General features: G+C 70.6%; 14 protein-coding genes. 3 read left to right on the top strand and 11 right to left on the bottom strand.

The window, feature by feature from the left end; genetic code table 11:
* Positions 1-29: 29 nt before the first annotated feature.
* From F0U44_RS15825 to F0U44_RS15810, 4 genes are all read right to left on the bottom strand, one after another.
* The gene (locus tag F0U44_RS15825) at positions 30-1,673 is read right to left on the bottom strand and encodes an MBG domain-containing protein (RefSeq protein ID WP_149729327.1); all 1,644 of its coding nucleotides are present in this window, start codon (positions 1,671-1,673) and stop codon (positions 30-32) included.
* 85 nt (positions 1,674-1,758) lie between these two features.
* Positions 1,759-2,748, bottom strand: a complete 990-nt coding sequence (locus F0U44_RS15820) for an SGNH/GDSL hydrolase family protein (protein WP_149729326.1) — start codon at positions 2,746-2,748, stop codon at positions 1,759-1,761.
* A gap of 38 nt (positions 2,749-2,786) precedes the next feature.
* Positions 2,787-3,227: a hypothetical protein gene (locus F0U44_RS15815; RefSeq protein ID WP_149729325.1), complete on the bottom strand. Its 441-nt coding sequence runs from the start codon at positions 3,225-3,227 to the stop codon at positions 2,787-2,789.
* The gene (locus F0U44_RS15810) at positions 3,227-4,072 is read right to left on the bottom strand and encodes a 1-acyl-sn-glycerol-3-phosphate acyltransferase (RefSeq protein ID WP_149729324.1); all 846 of its coding nucleotides are present in this window, start codon (positions 4,070-4,072) and stop codon (positions 3,227-3,229) included. Before F0U44_RS15810 ends, F0U44_RS15815 begins: the two co-directional genes overlap by 1 nt.
* A gap of 57 nt (positions 4,073-4,129) precedes the next feature.
* Between F0U44_RS15810 and F0U44_RS15805 the strand changes: the two genes are divergently transcribed.
* Entirely contained in the window at positions 4,130-5,185 is a 1,056-nt protein-coding gene (locus tag F0U44_RS15805; RefSeq protein ID WP_149729323.1) for a winged helix DNA-binding domain-containing protein, read from the top strand.
* Here the strand turns inward: F0U44_RS15805 and F0U44_RS15800 are convergent.
* The 3 genes from F0U44_RS15800 to hrcA are packed head-to-tail and all read right to left on the bottom strand — an operon-like array spanning position 5,168 to position 8,188.
* Positions 5,168-5,911 carry a 16S rRNA (uracil(1498)-N(3))-methyltransferase gene (locus F0U44_RS15800; protein ID WP_149729322.1) on the bottom strand — a complete coding sequence of 248 codons (744 nt, stop codon included), beginning with the start codon at positions 5,909-5,911 and terminating at the stop codon, positions 5,168-5,170. The genes F0U44_RS15805 and F0U44_RS15800 overlap by 18 nt on opposite strands.
* Positions 5,912-5,943: 32 nt before the next feature.
* Positions 5,944-7,113, bottom strand: a complete 1,170-nt coding sequence (gene dnaJ, locus F0U44_RS15795) for a molecular chaperone DnaJ (protein ID WP_149729321.1) — start codon at positions 7,111-7,113, stop codon at positions 5,944-5,946.
* Between the two features lie 58 nt (positions 7,114-7,171).
* On the bottom strand, positions 7,172-8,188 hold the full coding sequence (gene hrcA, locus F0U44_RS15790; protein ID WP_149729320.1) for a heat-inducible transcriptional repressor HrcA: 1,017 nt from the start codon (positions 8,186-8,188) through the stop codon (positions 7,172-7,174).
* Between the two features lie 79 nt (positions 8,189-8,267).
* Here hrcA and F0U44_RS15785 point away from each other — a divergent pair, with 79 nt between their 5' ends.
* The gene (locus F0U44_RS15785) at positions 8,268-9,113 is read left to right on the top strand and encodes an MBL fold metallo-hydrolase (protein ID WP_149729319.1); all 846 of its coding nucleotides are present in this window, start codon (positions 8,268-8,270) and stop codon (positions 9,111-9,113) included.
* Here the strand turns inward: F0U44_RS15785 and F0U44_RS15780 are convergent.
* Positions 9,087-10,637, bottom strand: a complete 1,551-nt coding sequence (locus tag F0U44_RS15780; RefSeq protein WP_149729318.1) for an adenylate/guanylate cyclase domain-containing protein — start codon at positions 10,635-10,637, stop codon at positions 9,087-9,089. The genes F0U44_RS15785 and F0U44_RS15780 overlap by 27 nt on opposite strands.
* Positions 10,638-10,690: 53 nt before the next feature.
* Between F0U44_RS15780 and F0U44_RS15775 the strand changes: the two genes are divergently transcribed.
* Complete coding sequence (locus tag F0U44_RS15775) at positions 10,691-11,533, top strand: DUF3097 domain-containing protein (protein WP_223163717.1); 843 nt, start codon at positions 10,691-10,693, stop codon at positions 11,531-11,533.
* Here F0U44_RS15775 and F0U44_RS23295 read toward each other — a convergent pair.
* Genes F0U44_RS23295 through F0U44_RS15760 form a run of 3 tightly spaced genes read right to left on the bottom strand, consistent with a single transcriptional unit; the run spans position 11,530 to position 14,140 of the window.
* Entirely contained in the window at positions 11,530-11,982 is a 453-nt protein-coding gene (locus tag F0U44_RS23295; RefSeq protein ID WP_223163716.1) for a TM2 domain-containing protein, read from the bottom strand. The two genes, F0U44_RS15775 and F0U44_RS23295, sit on opposite strands and share 4 nt — an antisense overlap.
* Before the next feature lie 19 nt (positions 11,983-12,001).
* A complete protein-coding gene (gene hemW / locus F0U44_RS15765) occupies positions 12,002-13,225 on the bottom strand; it encodes a radical SAM family heme chaperone HemW (protein ID WP_149729316.1) in 1,224 nt (407 codons plus the stop codon).
* A gap of 24 nt (positions 13,226-13,249) precedes the next feature.
* Positions 13,250-14,140, bottom strand: a complete 891-nt coding sequence (locus F0U44_RS15760) for a dioxygenase family protein (protein WP_149729315.1) — start codon at positions 14,138-14,140, stop codon at positions 13,250-13,252.
* Between the last annotated feature and the right edge of the window lie 12 nt (positions 14,141-14,152).

Below are 14,152 nucleotides of genomic sequence, written 5' to 3'. Positions count from 1 at the left end.
ACGTGGCTGATGACAACCTGGGGGGACGACTACAGCGCGAGCTGGCGCTGCTCGACCGCTCGGACCCCGGCGTTGCCGACGAAGCGGGCGAGATAGCCTCCGAGGCCGATCTGGCTCCGGTAGCTGAAGTTGCTCACCGTGCAGGTTGCCTTGCCCGTGGAGTCGGTCGTCGCCGTGCAGGCCACCGAGGTGCCCGTGCCGGTGAGGAAGGTGATCGTCGCTCCGACGACCGGACGGCGGGACGGGCCCGAGGTCAAGGTGCCTTCCAGGACGTAGTCGCTGGTCATCTTCTTGGTCTCGATGTAGCCGTTGGTCTGGGTGATCGTGAGGACGTTTCCGGCGAACCCGCCGAACGCGTAGTTCGACGACGCCAGCGTGCCGGCGTTGATGAATAGCGGGTAGTTGCCCGGGTTGGACGACACCGTCGCCGGCGTGCTGAAGCCAGGAGCACCGGTCAGGACCGCCGCGGTCTCCCCGTTCTTGAAGCCCGAGTAGCTCGCCGTGAAGGTCGGGTCCGGTGCGCTGTACTCCCGCGTCGCAGCGTTGGCGGACACCGTCAGCAGGGCCTTGTTGACCGTGAGGGTGCTGTCGTTGAACGTGAAGTAGTAGTTGTCGGCGTCGAGCGTGCCGGCCTCGAGGTCGATCGGGTAGCTCCCGACGTTGCTCATCGCGTCGGCGGTCGTCGTGAGGGATGCGGTGCCGGTCAGCGCCGAGGCGTCGTCGCCGTTCTTGTAGCCGGAGACGGTGTAGGTCAGCGCCGGGTTGGCGTCACCGTAGGAGCGCGACTTCGGCTCGGCGGCGAGGGTCAGCGGTGCCTTGAGGACGTTGAACTTGACCGAGGAGTAGCCCACGACGGCGTAGTTGCGCCCGCTCAGCTGCGCGCCCGAGCACGTGTCGGTGTCGATGTCGAGCCGGCTGGCCACCGGCAGGGTCGGCGCGATGTCGCGACCGTCGGCCAGCTTCGTGCACGTCACGCCACCGACGTAGATGCCGTCGAAGCCGGAGTCGCCGGTGAACTTCGGCGCCGCGTCGCCGTAGACCTGGGCACCGGTCACCGCGACGATCACCGACTTGGGCGTCACCGTCAGCTTGCCGGGGACGAAGGGCCGCAGGAGGTAGTTGTTGCCCGCGGAGAGCGTGTCCTTGGCGATGGTGATGTTGTAGCGGTTGCTCACCTGCGACTCGGGCTTGGCCGTCGTCGCCAGCGCGGGAGCGCCGGTCAGGATCGAGGAGTCCTCGCCGTTCTGGAAGCCGGTCACGGTGTAGGTCAGCGGCGGGTTGGGGTCGCGGAACTCACGCGTCTTGTTGTCGGCCGTCACGGTGAGGGTGGCCCGGCTGACGAGGTGACGACCACCGACATACCGGGCGATGACGTATTCGGGGTCGCTGAGGACGCCACCGCTGCAGGTGGCGCCGTCGATCGTGTAGGCGCCCAGGGCCGGCAGCGTCGGGTCGATCGCATCGCCGCTGGCGAGGCCGGTGCAGGTGATGCCGCTGACCGTCACCCCGGACTTCCCGGTGCTGCCGGTGAACGTCGCCGATCCGCCGTAGGTCTGCACACCGATGACCCGAACGGTCACGGGTGTCGTCGCGTGCGCAGGCGCCGGCACTGCGGCCAGGCCGCCGAAGGCGAGCGCCGTCGCGACAGGTGCGATCAGCTGACGGATGTTCATCGTCCCCCCAGGGTGGATCTCGTGGTCAGTGCCGGCACGAGCCCGAACCGCCCGGTACCAGTTGAACTATGCGGTCGCCCCCAGGTCACGGGTGCCTGCGCAAGTAGCGGGTGACCGCCTGCGCCTGAGCCCGCGCACCCGCCGCGTTGGGGTGGGCAGGGACGCCGATCGCCGGGTCGTTGATCGAGGGGCCGAGTGCCTCGGCGTAGCGGACCCGCGGTCCCTTGCAGATGTCGTGACCCACGGTCGGGCTGTAGGTGTCGACGAGCTCGGCACCCCCGCGACGCGCGGCCCGCGCGACCATCGCGTTGAGCTGGGCGAAGGTGTCGTAGAGGTAGCGCATGTCGCTGTTGGTGATCGGGACCAGCGGCCAGCAACCCTTGCGCGGGATCGCCGCGAGGTAGTTGACGGCGAGGATCCGAGCCTCGGGCGAGAGGCGGTGGATCTCCTGGAAGGCCGTGACCAGCTTGTCCTCGGACTGCTCGATCGCCAGCGCGAGGCGATCCACGCCGCCGCTGGTGAAGTACTCCTTGCAGCCGCCGACCGGGAGGGTCGAGGTCGAGATCAGGGGCAACGGCAGGTCGGGCAGCGGGAGCAGGTCCATCGGGATCGTCGCGATGGGCAGCAGGCTGATGCACGCCAGTGCCGCGCCGGCGAAGCCGGCATCGTTGCCACCGATGCCCACGGTGACGAGGTCGGTAGTCGGCGTGAGCCGGTCGTACTGCGGCGGGTTGGTCCCCCCGAGCGGGAGCGACTGCGGGTGCGCGAAGTGGTCGGTCGTCGCGGACCCGCAGGTGGCGTCGCGGAACGTCGGCACACCGATCTGCGCCGCGACCAGCTTGGGGTAGTTGGTGTGCGACTGCGCGCAGTCGATCGGCGCGTAGGTCGTGTCAGGCAGGCCGTCCCCGTTGAGGAAGACCACGTCCGCCGACCAGGAGTCACCCAGGGCGACGTACTCCTGGTAGCGCGGCGCGGACGACGGACCGCTGGCGCCGGCCTGCGCCTGCGACGACGGGAGGTTGACGAGGGCGACGCTGGCGGCGAGGACGGCGGCCGCGGCGAGACGAGTGCGCACGGACCTCCAACGACAAAGACGTCAGCAGGTCACGTGACCTACTCGGTGGGGCCGTACTCCAGGTGGTGACGGAGCTGCTCGAGACCGGCGATGAGGTGCCGCCCGGCGATGCTGCGGGCCAGCCGCTCGGCGAGCCGACCCATCACCAGTCCCCCGAGCTGGACCGTCATGGCCATCGACACCTCGGCGCCGGCGGGGTGGTCGCTCACCTCGACGAGCATCGAGTGGCGGGTGCCGCGCAGCGAGTGCCAGCGCATCGTCGAAGACTCGCTGACGACCTGCACCCGGCCGCCGACGTGGATCGCGCCGATGTCGAGGAACATGTCCCACTCCTCGGTGCCGTCGCCCGCGTCGCGGATGAACTGGAACCGACCGAGGCCCGCGACCAGCGGCAGCATCACCCCGGGATCGGTGGCCACCTTCGCGACGACGTCGTAGGGACGCCGTACGACGACCGTCTCCCGCGCCGTGGTGGCCATCAGCCCAGCACCGGAAGGATCGTGCGCGCGGCCAGGGACGAGAGGGCGACCTGCATGGTGGAGGTGACGTAGTCGTAGGCCTCGTCCCAGTCGGGGTCGGAGCCGAACTTCTCCTGAAGGTCGATCGGCGGCAGCACCTGCATGCGGATCTTGGCCGGGAACGGCACGTGCGGGAGACCGCCGGGGAGGAAGCCCCACGGGAAGCTGAGGGTGATCGGTACCGACTTGATGCGGAGGTACTTGTCGAAGCCGAGCGCCTGCGCGGTCTTGCGACCGTCATTGAAGATGTAGACGGTCTCCTGGCCCCCGGTCGCGACGACCGGGACGATCTTCACGCCCGCGTCGTGGGCCAGCTTGAGGAAGCCCTTGCGGCCGTCGAACATGATGCGGTTGCGGTCGCGCGTAGGCCGCAGCGCCTCGACGTCACCGCCGGGGTAGACCAGGACATTGGCACCCTGGTCGAGCACCTCGCGCGCGCGGTGCGGACCCGCCTTGACCATCCCGAACTTGCGCGCCAGGTCACCGATCAGCGGGGTGTCGGTGATGATCCGGTGGGCGAGGCCGATCAGCGGTCGGCCCTCGACGGTGAAGTAGGTGTTGTAGGCGAGCAGGAACAGCCAGGTGTCGGGCACGCTCGCCCCGCCGCTGTGGTTGCCGACGAAGAGCACCGGCTCGTCGGGCACGTTCTCGAACCCGTCGACCTCCGCGCGGAAGTAGAGCTCGAACGCGAGCCACAGGCGCGGCAGGATGCGCCGGATGTATTCGGGGTCGCGGCCCTCGATCCCGTCTGGGACCCGCTGCCCCAGGGCCGGCAGTCGCACGGCCGGCAGTCGCACCAGCGCCATTTCGCCGCCACCTCCTTCGATCCCCCACTGTCCGAGGCGAAGACTAGTGTCTTTCGCGTGCCCCTGCGTCTGACTCGGCTGGCCCTGAACCGCACGCTGCTGCTCCGTCAGCACCTGCTTGCCCGGGCAGCGATGCCGCCCGAGGAGATGGTGGAGCACCTCATCGGGCTCCAGGCGCAGGAGAACCTCCCTCCCTACCTGTCCCTCGCGGCCCGCCTCACCGATTTCGACCCGCGCGAGGTGAGCAAGCAGATCGAGGCTCGGGCTCTGGTCCGGTTGCTGACCATGCGCGGCACCATCCACCTGCTCACGCCTGACGACGCGGCCGTGCTGCGCACCTGGGTGACGCCGCGGATCGAGCAGGAGGTGCGGGTGAGCCAGGCCATCGACACCGCCCGCGAGATCGACCGGCCGTCGGTCGAGGCCGCATTGGAAGAGGTGCTGGCGAGCGGGCCGCTCCCGCAGAAGGACATCGGCCTGCAGCTCGCCGAGCGCTTCCCCTATCCCGCCACCCAGCTCGGTCAGCTCGCCCGCTGCGCCGCACCCCTCGCCCAGCTGCCGCCTCGTGGTTGCTGGAAGGCCTCGGGCGGGGTCGTCTACGACTACGTCGACCGCTGGACCGGCGTACCGATGCGCGAGCCCGACGTGCCCGCACTCGTCCGCCGCTACCTGCGCGCCTTCGGTCCCGCGACCGCCGCCGATGTCACCGCGTGGTCGGCCGTCACCGGGCTCGCGCCGGTGCTCAAGGCGATGGACGACCTGGTGCGCCACGAGGACGAGGACGGCAAGGTCCTCTTCGACCTCGCCGACGCGCCCATCGCCGACGACGACACGCCCGCTCCTGTCCGGCTGCTCGGCACCTACGACAATGTCTGGCTCTCCCATGCGCGACGTGACCGGGTCACCGACCCCGAGGCGCGGAAGTCCTGGATGGGCACCAACGGCGGCGTCGGCAACACCGTCTTCGTCGACGGCTGGTTGACCGGCATCTGGCGGGTGGTTGACGACAAGGTCGTCGTCGACCGGCTCCAGCGAGAGCTCACTCCCACCGAGCGCGACGGGCTCGCCGAGGAGATCGAGCGGGTCGAAGGGCTACTAGCCACCCCAGCGTGACGTCCGCGCCAGCAAGGCGGCAACAGCAGCGACCCCGGCGGTCGACGTGCGGAGCACCTCGGACCCGAGCCGGCAGGCGACGGCGCCGGCCCCGACGAGCAGGGCGACCTCGTCGTCGGTCAACCCACCTTCGGGTCCCACGACGACGACGATCTCGCCGAGGTCGGGGACGGCGATGGCGCCGAGGGGCTCGGTCGCGTCCTCGTGGAGCACGACCGCCAGGTCGGCCTGCTGCACGAGCGCAGCGACGTCGGCGGTGGTCGCCAGCGTCGGGACCTCGGGATGCCACGACCGACGAGACTGCTTGGCGGCCTCGCGGGCCGTGCTCTGCCACTTCGCGTGCGACTTGGCCGCCCGCTCGCCCTTCCAGACCGCCACGCTGCGCGCGGCGGCCCACGGCACGATCCGGGCGGCACCGATCTCGGTGAGCACCTCGACCGCGAGCTCGCCGCGCTCGCCCTTGGGCAGCGCCTGGACGATCGTGATCGCCGGGGTGGGCGCCGGGAAGGATTCGACCGTGGTCACCCGCACGTCGAAGGACCGCTTGGTCGTCGCGCTGACCTCGCCGGTCGCGACGAGACCGACCCCGTCGGCGAGCATGACGGCCTCACCGACGCGCAGACGCCGTACGACGACGGCGTGGTGGGCCTCGTCACCGTCGACCGTGACCGTGTGACCTTCGGCGACCCCGGCGAGGGTCGGCACGAGGTGCTGCGGGAGGGTCACCGGGCCAGCCTAGGGCGCGCCACCGCGGTCGGTCAGTGGGTGTTGAACGCGTCGCGGAGTCGACCGAACATCGACTTCTGGGCCGCCTTCACGTGGCCGGTGGGCTGCTCCTCGCCCCGGGCCTCGGCGAGCTCACGCAGCAGCGCCTCCTGGCGCTCGTCGAGCCTGGTCGGCGTCTCCACAGCGATCGCGACGATCAAGTCGCCGCGACCACCGCGCAGTCCGGGGACACCCTGACCGCGGACGACCGTCTCGTGGCCGGACTGGGTGCCGGGCTGCACGCCGAGCTCGAAGGAGGTCTGCAGGCCCGAGTCGGCCGCGCCCTCGGCGCCGGCCAGGTCGGCCTCGAGCGTGGGCAGCGTGAGCGTGGTGCCCAGTGCAGCGGCGGTCATCGGGACCCCGACGACGCAGTGCAGGTCGTTGCCGTGACGGGTGAAGGTCGGGTGCGGAGCGACGAGGATCTCGACGTAGAGGTCACCGGCCGGACCGCCGCCCGGACCGACCTCGCCCTGCTCGCTGAGCTGCACGCGGGTGCCGGTGTCGACGCCGGCCGGGATCTTGACGGTGAGGGTGCGGCGCGACCGCACACGCCCCTCCCCCGCGCACTCGCGGCAGGGGTCGGGGATCACGGTGCCGAAGCCGCGGCAGGCCGGGCACGGGCGCAGGGTGCGGATCTCGCCGAGGAACGAGCGCTGGACGTGGGCGACCTCGCCCTGTCCGTGGCAGGTCTCGCAGGGCACCGGGTGGCTGCCGGGTGCGGCGCCATCACCGGAGCAGGTCGTGCAGCGGATCGCGGTGTCGACCTTGAGCTCGCGCGAGACGCCGAACGCAGCTTCGGCGAGATCGACCTCGAGACGGATCAGCGCGTCCTGGCCGCGGCGGGTGCGCGGGCGCGGCCCGCGGGTCGCGCCCCCGGCGTTGCCACCGAAGAACGCGTCCATGATGTCGGTGAAGGAGAAGCCGGCTCCCTGGCCGCCGAAGCCGCCGCTGAACGGGTCGCCGCCGCGGTCGTAGGACGACCGCTTCTGCGGGTCCGACAACACCTCGTAGGCGGCCGTCACCATCTTGAACTGCTCCTGCGCCTCCGGGTCGGGGTTGACGTCGGGGTGCAGCTGGCGGGCGAGGCGCCGGTAGGCCTTCTTGATGGCGTCGGCATCCGCGTCGCGGGCGACACCGAGGAGGTCGTACAGGTCCTGACTCACGTGCTTCCTTGCTTCTTTTAAGACTGCTGGGGACTTTTGATCTGGTCGGGCGGGTCGGTCAGCCCTCGTCGAGGACCCGGGACACGTATTTCGCAACGGCACGGACGGCCGCCATCGTGCTCGGGTAATCCATACGCGTGGGCCCGACGATGCCCAGGGACGCGAGCGCGTCACCCGGCCCGTAGCCGGTCGCGACGACGCTGGTCGAGGACAGCTCCTCGTAGGGGCCCTCGGCCCCGATGCGGACCGTCACGGCGCCGCCGCTGTTGGCTTCGCCGAGCAGCTTGAGGAGGACGACCTGCTCCTCGAGCGCTTCGAGGAGCGGACGCACGGCGGAGTCGAAGCTGTCGCCGAAGCGCGCCAGGTTGGCAGTGCCGCCGACCGCGATCCGCTCGTCGGAGCGGTGGTCGCTCATCGCCTCGACCAGGGTCTCGACGACCAACGACATCACCGGCGAGGCGGGGTGGTCCCCGGCGACGAGCGCGTTGAGTGCGATCACGGCGTCGGAGATCTGCTCCCCCGTCGCGGCGAGGTTGACCCGCGACCGCAGAGTGCCGAGCTCGTCGTCGGCGAGCTCGCGGTCGAGCTCGACGAGACGCTGCTCGACGCGACCGGTGCTGAGGATGAGTACGACGAGCAGCCGGCTCGCGGTCAGCGCGACCAGCTCGACGTGGCGGACCGTCGAGCGGGAGAGGGTCGGGTATTGGACGACCGCGACCTGGCGGGTCAGCTGCGCCAACACCCGCACCGAGCGGTGGACGACGTCGTCGAGGTCGACGGCGCCGTCGAGGAAGGTCGTGACGGCACGCCGCTCGGCCTGGCTCATCGGCTTGACCGTGGTCAGCCGGTCGACGAACAGCCGGTAGCCCTTGTCGGTAGGCACCCGACCCGCACTCGTGTGCGGCTGGGTGAGGTAGCCCTCCTCCTCGAGCGCCGCCATGTCGTTACGGATCGTCGCCGGGGAGACGTTGAGCCCGTGGCGCTCGACGAGCGCCTTGGAACCGACCGGTTCCTCGGTCGCGACGTAGTCCTCCACGATCGCGCGCAGCACGGCGAGCCTGCGGTCCTCCTGCATCTCGCCTCCTTGCTCGATCGTGTTGGCACTCGGGTAACCGGAGTGCCAAGCCTACCGCCTGGCGACTACGGTCTCGGTCATGCCGTTCACCGAGATCGCCGACCGGGTCTGGGTCGCCCACTACGACTTCATCGACCTCAACATCGGCCTCGTCGGCGGCTCGCGCGGCCTTGCGGTCGTCGACACCTACGCGTCGGGCCAGCTCGCGCGCGACGTCATCGACGACATCCGTGCCCTGGGCGCCGGCGAGGTCGTGGCGGTCGTCAACACCCACGAGCACTTCGACCACACCTTCGGCAACGGCACGTTCCGCCAGGAGTACGGCGACCTCCCCATCCACGCGACCGAGGAAGCCGCCGCTCGCACCATCCCCAGCGGCGAGGCGTGGAAGGCCAAGTCCGAGAAGTACGACGATCCCCACATGCCCGACATCCGCGCGACCGCGATCGTGCCGGCCGACCACACGTTCTCCTCGGCTGCGGTGGTCGATCTCGGCGACCGCGCGATCGAGCTGGTGCACCCCGGCCGGGGTCACACGGCGGGCGACCTGGTCGTCCGCGTGCCCGATGCGGACGTCCTGCTCGCCGGTGATCTCATCGAGCAGTCCGGTCCCCCGGCCTACGGCACCGACTGCTTCCCCATGGACTGGCCACTGACCCTCGACCTGGTCATCCAGCTGATGACACCTGCGACGGTCGTGGTCCCGGGCCACGGGGCGGTCGTCGATCGCGAGTTCGTCTTCGATCAACGCGCTGACATCGGGGTGGTCGCCGAGACCATCCGCGACCTCGCAGGGCGCGGCGTGCCGGTGGCCGACGCCTTGGCCGAGGCGGAGTGGCCCTTCCCGCGCGAGGCGCTGGGTGACGCCGTACGGCTCGGCTATGAGCAGCTGCCGCGCTCACAGAAGCGACTGCCGCTCCTCTGACAAGTCGTCGGTCGCGCTGACCGGGAGCGGCGCGAAGACCTCGAGCGGCTCCGACTTCCCCTTCAACGGCATGCTGCCCCGTGACACGAGCGGCACCTCACGCTGCAGCATTGCCACGGTGGCGCCCGTGATCAGCACGTCGTCGCCGGTCTCCCGGGTCGCCGCCTCGACCCGAGCCGCGACGTTGACGGCGTCGCCGATCACGCTGAAGTTGAGCCGACCCGCCCCGCCGATGGATCCCGCGACCACGCGTCCGCTGTTGACGCCGACCGCCACGGAGAGCCCGGTGCCCGCCCGCTCGGTCGCCTCCACGATCGCGAGCGCCGCGGCCACGGCACGGTCGGCGTGGTCGAGGTAGGGCTCGGGAGCGCCGAATACCGCCAGGAGCCCGTCACCGATGAACTTGTCGACGTGACCGCCGTGCTCGTCGATGACCGGAACCATCGTCGAGAACAGCGTGTTGAGGGTGGCCACCACCTCGGGCGCGGGCGCGCGCTCGGCGTAGGAGGTGAATCCTCGGACGTCGCAGAACATGATCGAGACGTCGACCTCGACGCCCTCGTCGGGGAACTGCCCCGACAGGATGAGCGCGGCCACCTCCTTGTCGACGTAGGTGCCGAAGGCGGCGCGCATCTGCTCACGCTCCTCGAGGCCGCGCGCCATCATGTTGAAGTCGTGAGCGAGCTCGCCGAGCTCGTCGCTGGTCGTCACCAGCACCCGCGCGGTCAGGTCGCCGTCGGCGACCCGCGCCATCGCCCGCCGCACGCGCTCGACCGGGGTCGTGATCGCCTCCGCGAGCAGCACGGACAGCTCCTGCGAGAGAGCCAGGCCGACGCCCACCGAGGCGACGACCGCGAGGACCAGGTCGTCGGAGCCGCCGCGGTCGCCGAGCAGCGTCGCGACGAGGAGCGCGGTGGTGATCGTGTAGGTCGACGGACCGAGGAGGATCCGCTTGCGGACCGGGAGACCCAGGCGCAGGAAGACGAAGTCGTCGGGCAGGACCTTGGCGATGTCACTGACCATCGGCCGCGACAGCATCTCCCCCGCGGAGTAGCTCAGGATCGTGGCGTAGACGGCCGGCACGATGCACGCCAGGACGAGCGCGAAGAAGTCCACCGGGCGGAGGTCGAAGAGCGCGACGCCGAACACGCTGGTCGGCAGCACCACGAAGGGGTTGATCCACCAGCTGTTGCGGCGGAACTGCCGGTAGGTCAGCGTCGTCGCGGTCTCCCACGCGCTGACCGTCTCCTCCGGCGTCGGATCGGGGGTGTCGTGCCACGTCGCCACCGCGCAGAACGCCGAGCGCGTGCGCAACGAGGCGAGCAGGATCGCGATGGCGGTCAGGAGGGAGCCGAAGGCCGCAAGTCGCACGACGCGGTCGAGGTCGGCGTCGTAGTAGGACGCGAGGATCGCGACCGTGATCAGGGCGACGAAGATCGACACCGCTGCCTGCCCGACCGCGAGCACGACCCAGTAGCGCGGCCCCAGCCGCGCGTAGAGCCATCCGGTGATGCGATCCAGCACGCCCCGAGTGTCCCGCGAAGAACCGACACCGTCCACGACTACGGTTGTCTGTCGTGGATCGCTATGGCACCGACGTGCTTTCCGGGGACTGGAAGAAGCCGAAGAACGGGCGTGCCGTCGAGGCTCCGGCCGAGCTCGGAGCGGTGGTCGAGGAGGTCACCGCTGACTGGTGCGGCGAGATCGTGGCCGTCGACCGCGACCTCCACACGCTGACGCTGGAGGACCGGCGCGGCAAGCGCCGTACCTTCCCGCTGGGGCCCGGATTCCTGCTCGAGGGCAAGCCCGTGATCCTCACCGCGCCGGTGCGCAGGGCCGCTCCGGCGAAGCCCACGCGGACCGCGAGCGGATCGGTCGCGGTCCACGACGCGAAGGCGCGGGTGGCCCGGGCCAGCCGGATCTTCGTCGAGGGCCGCCACGACGCCGAGCTGGTCGAGAAGGTCTGGGGCGACGACCTGCGGATCGAGGGCGTCGTCGTCGAATACCTCGGCGGCGTCGACGACCTTTCCGAGCACCTGGTCTCCTTCAAGCCCGGCCCCCAACGCAGGGTCGGCGTGCTCGTCGACCACCTCGTGCGGGGTTCGAAGGAGTCACGCATCGCCGACGCGATCGTGCGCGGTCCCAACGGCCCGCACGTGCGGATCGTCGGCCACCCCTACATCGACATCTGGCAGGCCGTGAAGCCCGAGCGGATCGGCCTCAAGGCGTGGCCCACGATCCCGCGCAACATCGAGTGGAAGAAGGGCGTCTGCCAGCACCTCGGCTGGCCGCACCGCGACCAGGCCGACATCGCGCGCGCCTGGAAGCACATCCTCTCGAAGGTGAGCTCCTACGCCGACCTCGAGCCCGAGCTGCTGGGCCGGGTCGAGGAGCTCATCGACTTCGTGACGACCGACTAGCTCATCTTCATCGGGCGGCCCAGGCTGTCGCGCGGGTTGCCCGTCAGGATGATGATGCCGTCGATCAGCGACCACAGCGTGCCGACGCCGCACGTGAAGATCGCGACCAGCAGCTGGGCGACGCCCAGACCCGTCTGCCCCATGTAGAAGCGCCCGATGCCGAAGGGCAGCAGGATCTGCAGGAGACCGGCGACCAGCTTGGTCTTGTCGGAGAAGGGCATCCCCGTCATCGGGTCGATGCCATAGGGCGCGTTCGGGTTGAACGCGGAGGGCACCGGCTGGCCGTAGGCCTGTCCGTAGGGCTGGCCATACGGCTGGCCGTAGGGCTGCGGCGGGGGCGGCGGCAGCTGCCCGGAGGGCTGCTGGCCGTACGGCTGCTCGCCATAAGGCTGTCCCGGCTGCTGTCCGGGCTGCTGGTAGGGCTGATACTCCGGCGGCTGCTGTCCCACGACCGCGATCCTACGGCCGTCAGGGCAGCAGGTCGCGCACGACGAGATCCGCGAGAAGCCGACCCTGCCGAGTGAGGACCACCCGGCGGTCCTGCGCCCACGGCGCGGGCTCCACCAGGCCCTGCCCGATCAAGGCGGGCAGCTCGGCGACCGCGGCCTCGTCGAGGGCGGCGGCGTCGAGACCCTCGCGGATCCGGACCTCGAGCAGGACCCGCTCCACCCGCTGCGTCTCGTCGTCGAGGACTTCCCGAGCGTGGGCCGGGCTCGCACCTGCGGCCAGCCGGTCGCCGTACGCGGCGGGGTGCTTGACGCTCCACCACCGCACGCCGCCGACGTGGGAGTGGGCACCGGGGCCAACGCCCCACCAGTCGTCGCCGCGCCAGTAGGCGAGGTTGTGGCGGCAGCGAGCGGCGTCGTCGCGCGCCCAGTTGGAGACCTCGTACCAGGACAGGCCGGCGGCCTCGAGAAGGTCGTCGGCAGCGACGTATTTGTCGGCGAGGTCGTCGTCGTCGGGCATCGGGAGCTCGCCGCGCTTGACGCGGCGGGCCAGTGCAGTGCCGTCCTCGACGATGAGGGAGTACGCCGACACGTGGTCGGGCGCGCAGGCGAGCGCCGCCTCGACGGATGTCCGCCAGTCGGCCGCGCTCTCCCCCGGCGTGCCGTAGATGAGGTCGAGGCTGATCTGCTCGAAACCCGCCGCGCGCGCCGCCTCGACGACCACGGGGACGCGAGCCGGGTCGTGGGTGCGGTCGAGGGTGGCGAGCACGTGCGGCACGGCCGACTGCATGCCGAAGGAGATCCGGTTGTAGCCGGCTGCGCGCAGCTCGTCGAGGTAGGCGCGGTCGACGGAGTCGGGGTTGGCCTCCGTCGTCACCTCGGCGCCGGGAGCGAGACCGAACTCGTCGTCGATCGCCGTGAGGAGCCGCCCGAGGTCGGCGGCCGGGAGCAGCGTGGGGGTGCCGCCGCCCAGGAACACCGTCGCGACCGGCAGGTCCCGCTCGCCCAGCACACGGCGGGCCAGGCGCACCTCGGCGATCGCATGGTCGACGTAGGTCCCACGGGAGACGCCGCCGCCGAGCTCCTCGGCCGTGTAGGTGTTGAAGTCGCAGTAGCCGCAGCGCACGGTGCAGAAGGGCACGTGCACGTAGAACCCGAAACGACGCTGCCCGAGGTCGGCGAGGGCCGACTCCGGGAGTGCGCCGTCGGTCGGGACGGGGTCCCCTTCGGGCAACGCGGACGGCACCCGTTGATTCTCCCCTACGGGGGATCAGACCGGCACGTTGAGCGTCATCGTGTAGCCCTCGTCGACCGACCCGGTCACCTTCGGGAGCTGCAGGGAGTAGCCGTCGGAGAAGATCCCGTCGCTGTCGAGGCTGACCTGCGCCAGGTTGGTCACGCTCGCCGCGTAGACGTCGACGTTGTCGTAGACCTCGTCGCAGATGTCCTTCGGGATCGCGAGCTGCGAGGTGCGGAGCTTGTTGTCGGCACTGGTCGCCTTCTCCAGGCTCTCGTAGACCTCGAAGTGCATGTGCGGCCAGCGACCGGAGTAGCAGGCGGGAAAGATCGTCGTGAACTCCAGCCAGCCGTCGTCGTCGGCCTCTTGGACGCCGCGGAGGTAGTTCTCCTCGGTGACGCCCTCGGAGTACATCGAGTAGCGGCCCTCGGCATCGCAGTGCCACAGGTAGATCGCGGCGCCGGCCATCGGGGTGATGTCGTCACCCGACAGGTCGTAGACGCGGAGGCGGACCTTCGTCGGCACCCCGTCGGCGACGCCCGAGGCGGTGCCGAAGCTGGAGGTGATGTCGCTGCGCACGATGCCCGACTCGGTCAGCACGTTGGGTCCGTTGCTGCCGTCGCCGGGATAGGGGCCGGCGGTCTCCTCGGGGATCTCCCCGTCGGCGACCTCGACGCTCGAGTCGCCACCCATCCCACCGCCGCTCGGCGGCGCGCCGCCCGGACCACCGGCAGGCGGTGCTGCGGCAACGGTGCTCGAGGTCGACTCGCTGGCCGACGTACTGCCGTCGTCGCCGCAGCCCGCAAGGGCCGCGACGCCGAGCCCGCCGAACAGGCCGAGGATCCCTCGACGTCCCCAGGTGCCGAGGTCGTGCTGGAGTCCGAGGTCGTGCTCGTCGTCGTGGTGGTCGTCAGAGATCGTCATGCACGCCAGTGA

Source organism: Nocardioides humilatus, from assembly GCF_008373755.1.
Classification (GTDB): Bacteria; Actinomycetota; Actinomycetes; order Propionibacteriales; family Nocardioidaceae; genus Nocardioides; species Nocardioides humilatus.
Note: the sequence above shows the minus strand (reverse complement) of the source record. Positions and strands in the feature narration are given on the sequence as shown.

Bases quoted from the DNA above. Each gene is read 5' to 3' on its own strand.
- F0U44_RS15785 (WP_149729319.1), top strand. From the start codon at position 8,268: ATGCCGTTCACCGAGATCGCCGACCGGGTCTGGGTCGCCCACTACGAC.
- F0U44_RS15815 (WP_149729325.1), bottom strand. From the start codon at position 3,227: ATGGCCACCACGGCGCGGGAGACGGTCGTCGTACGGCGTCCCTACGAC.
- hrcA (WP_149729320.1), bottom strand. From the start codon at position 8,188: ATGCAGGAGGACCGCAGGCTCGCCGTGCTGCGCGCGATCGTGGAGGAC.
- F0U44_RS15825 (WP_149729327.1), bottom strand. From the start codon at position 1,673: ATGAACATCCGTCAGCTGATCGCACCTGTCGCGACGGCGCTCGCCTTC.
- F0U44_RS15810 (WP_149729324.1), bottom strand. From the start codon at position 4,072: ATGGCGCTGGTGCGACTGCCGGCCGTGCGACTGCCGGCCCTGGGGCAG.
- F0U44_RS15760 (WP_149729315.1), bottom strand. From the start codon at position 14,140: ATGACGATCTCTGACGACCACCACGACGACGAGCACGACCTCGGACTC.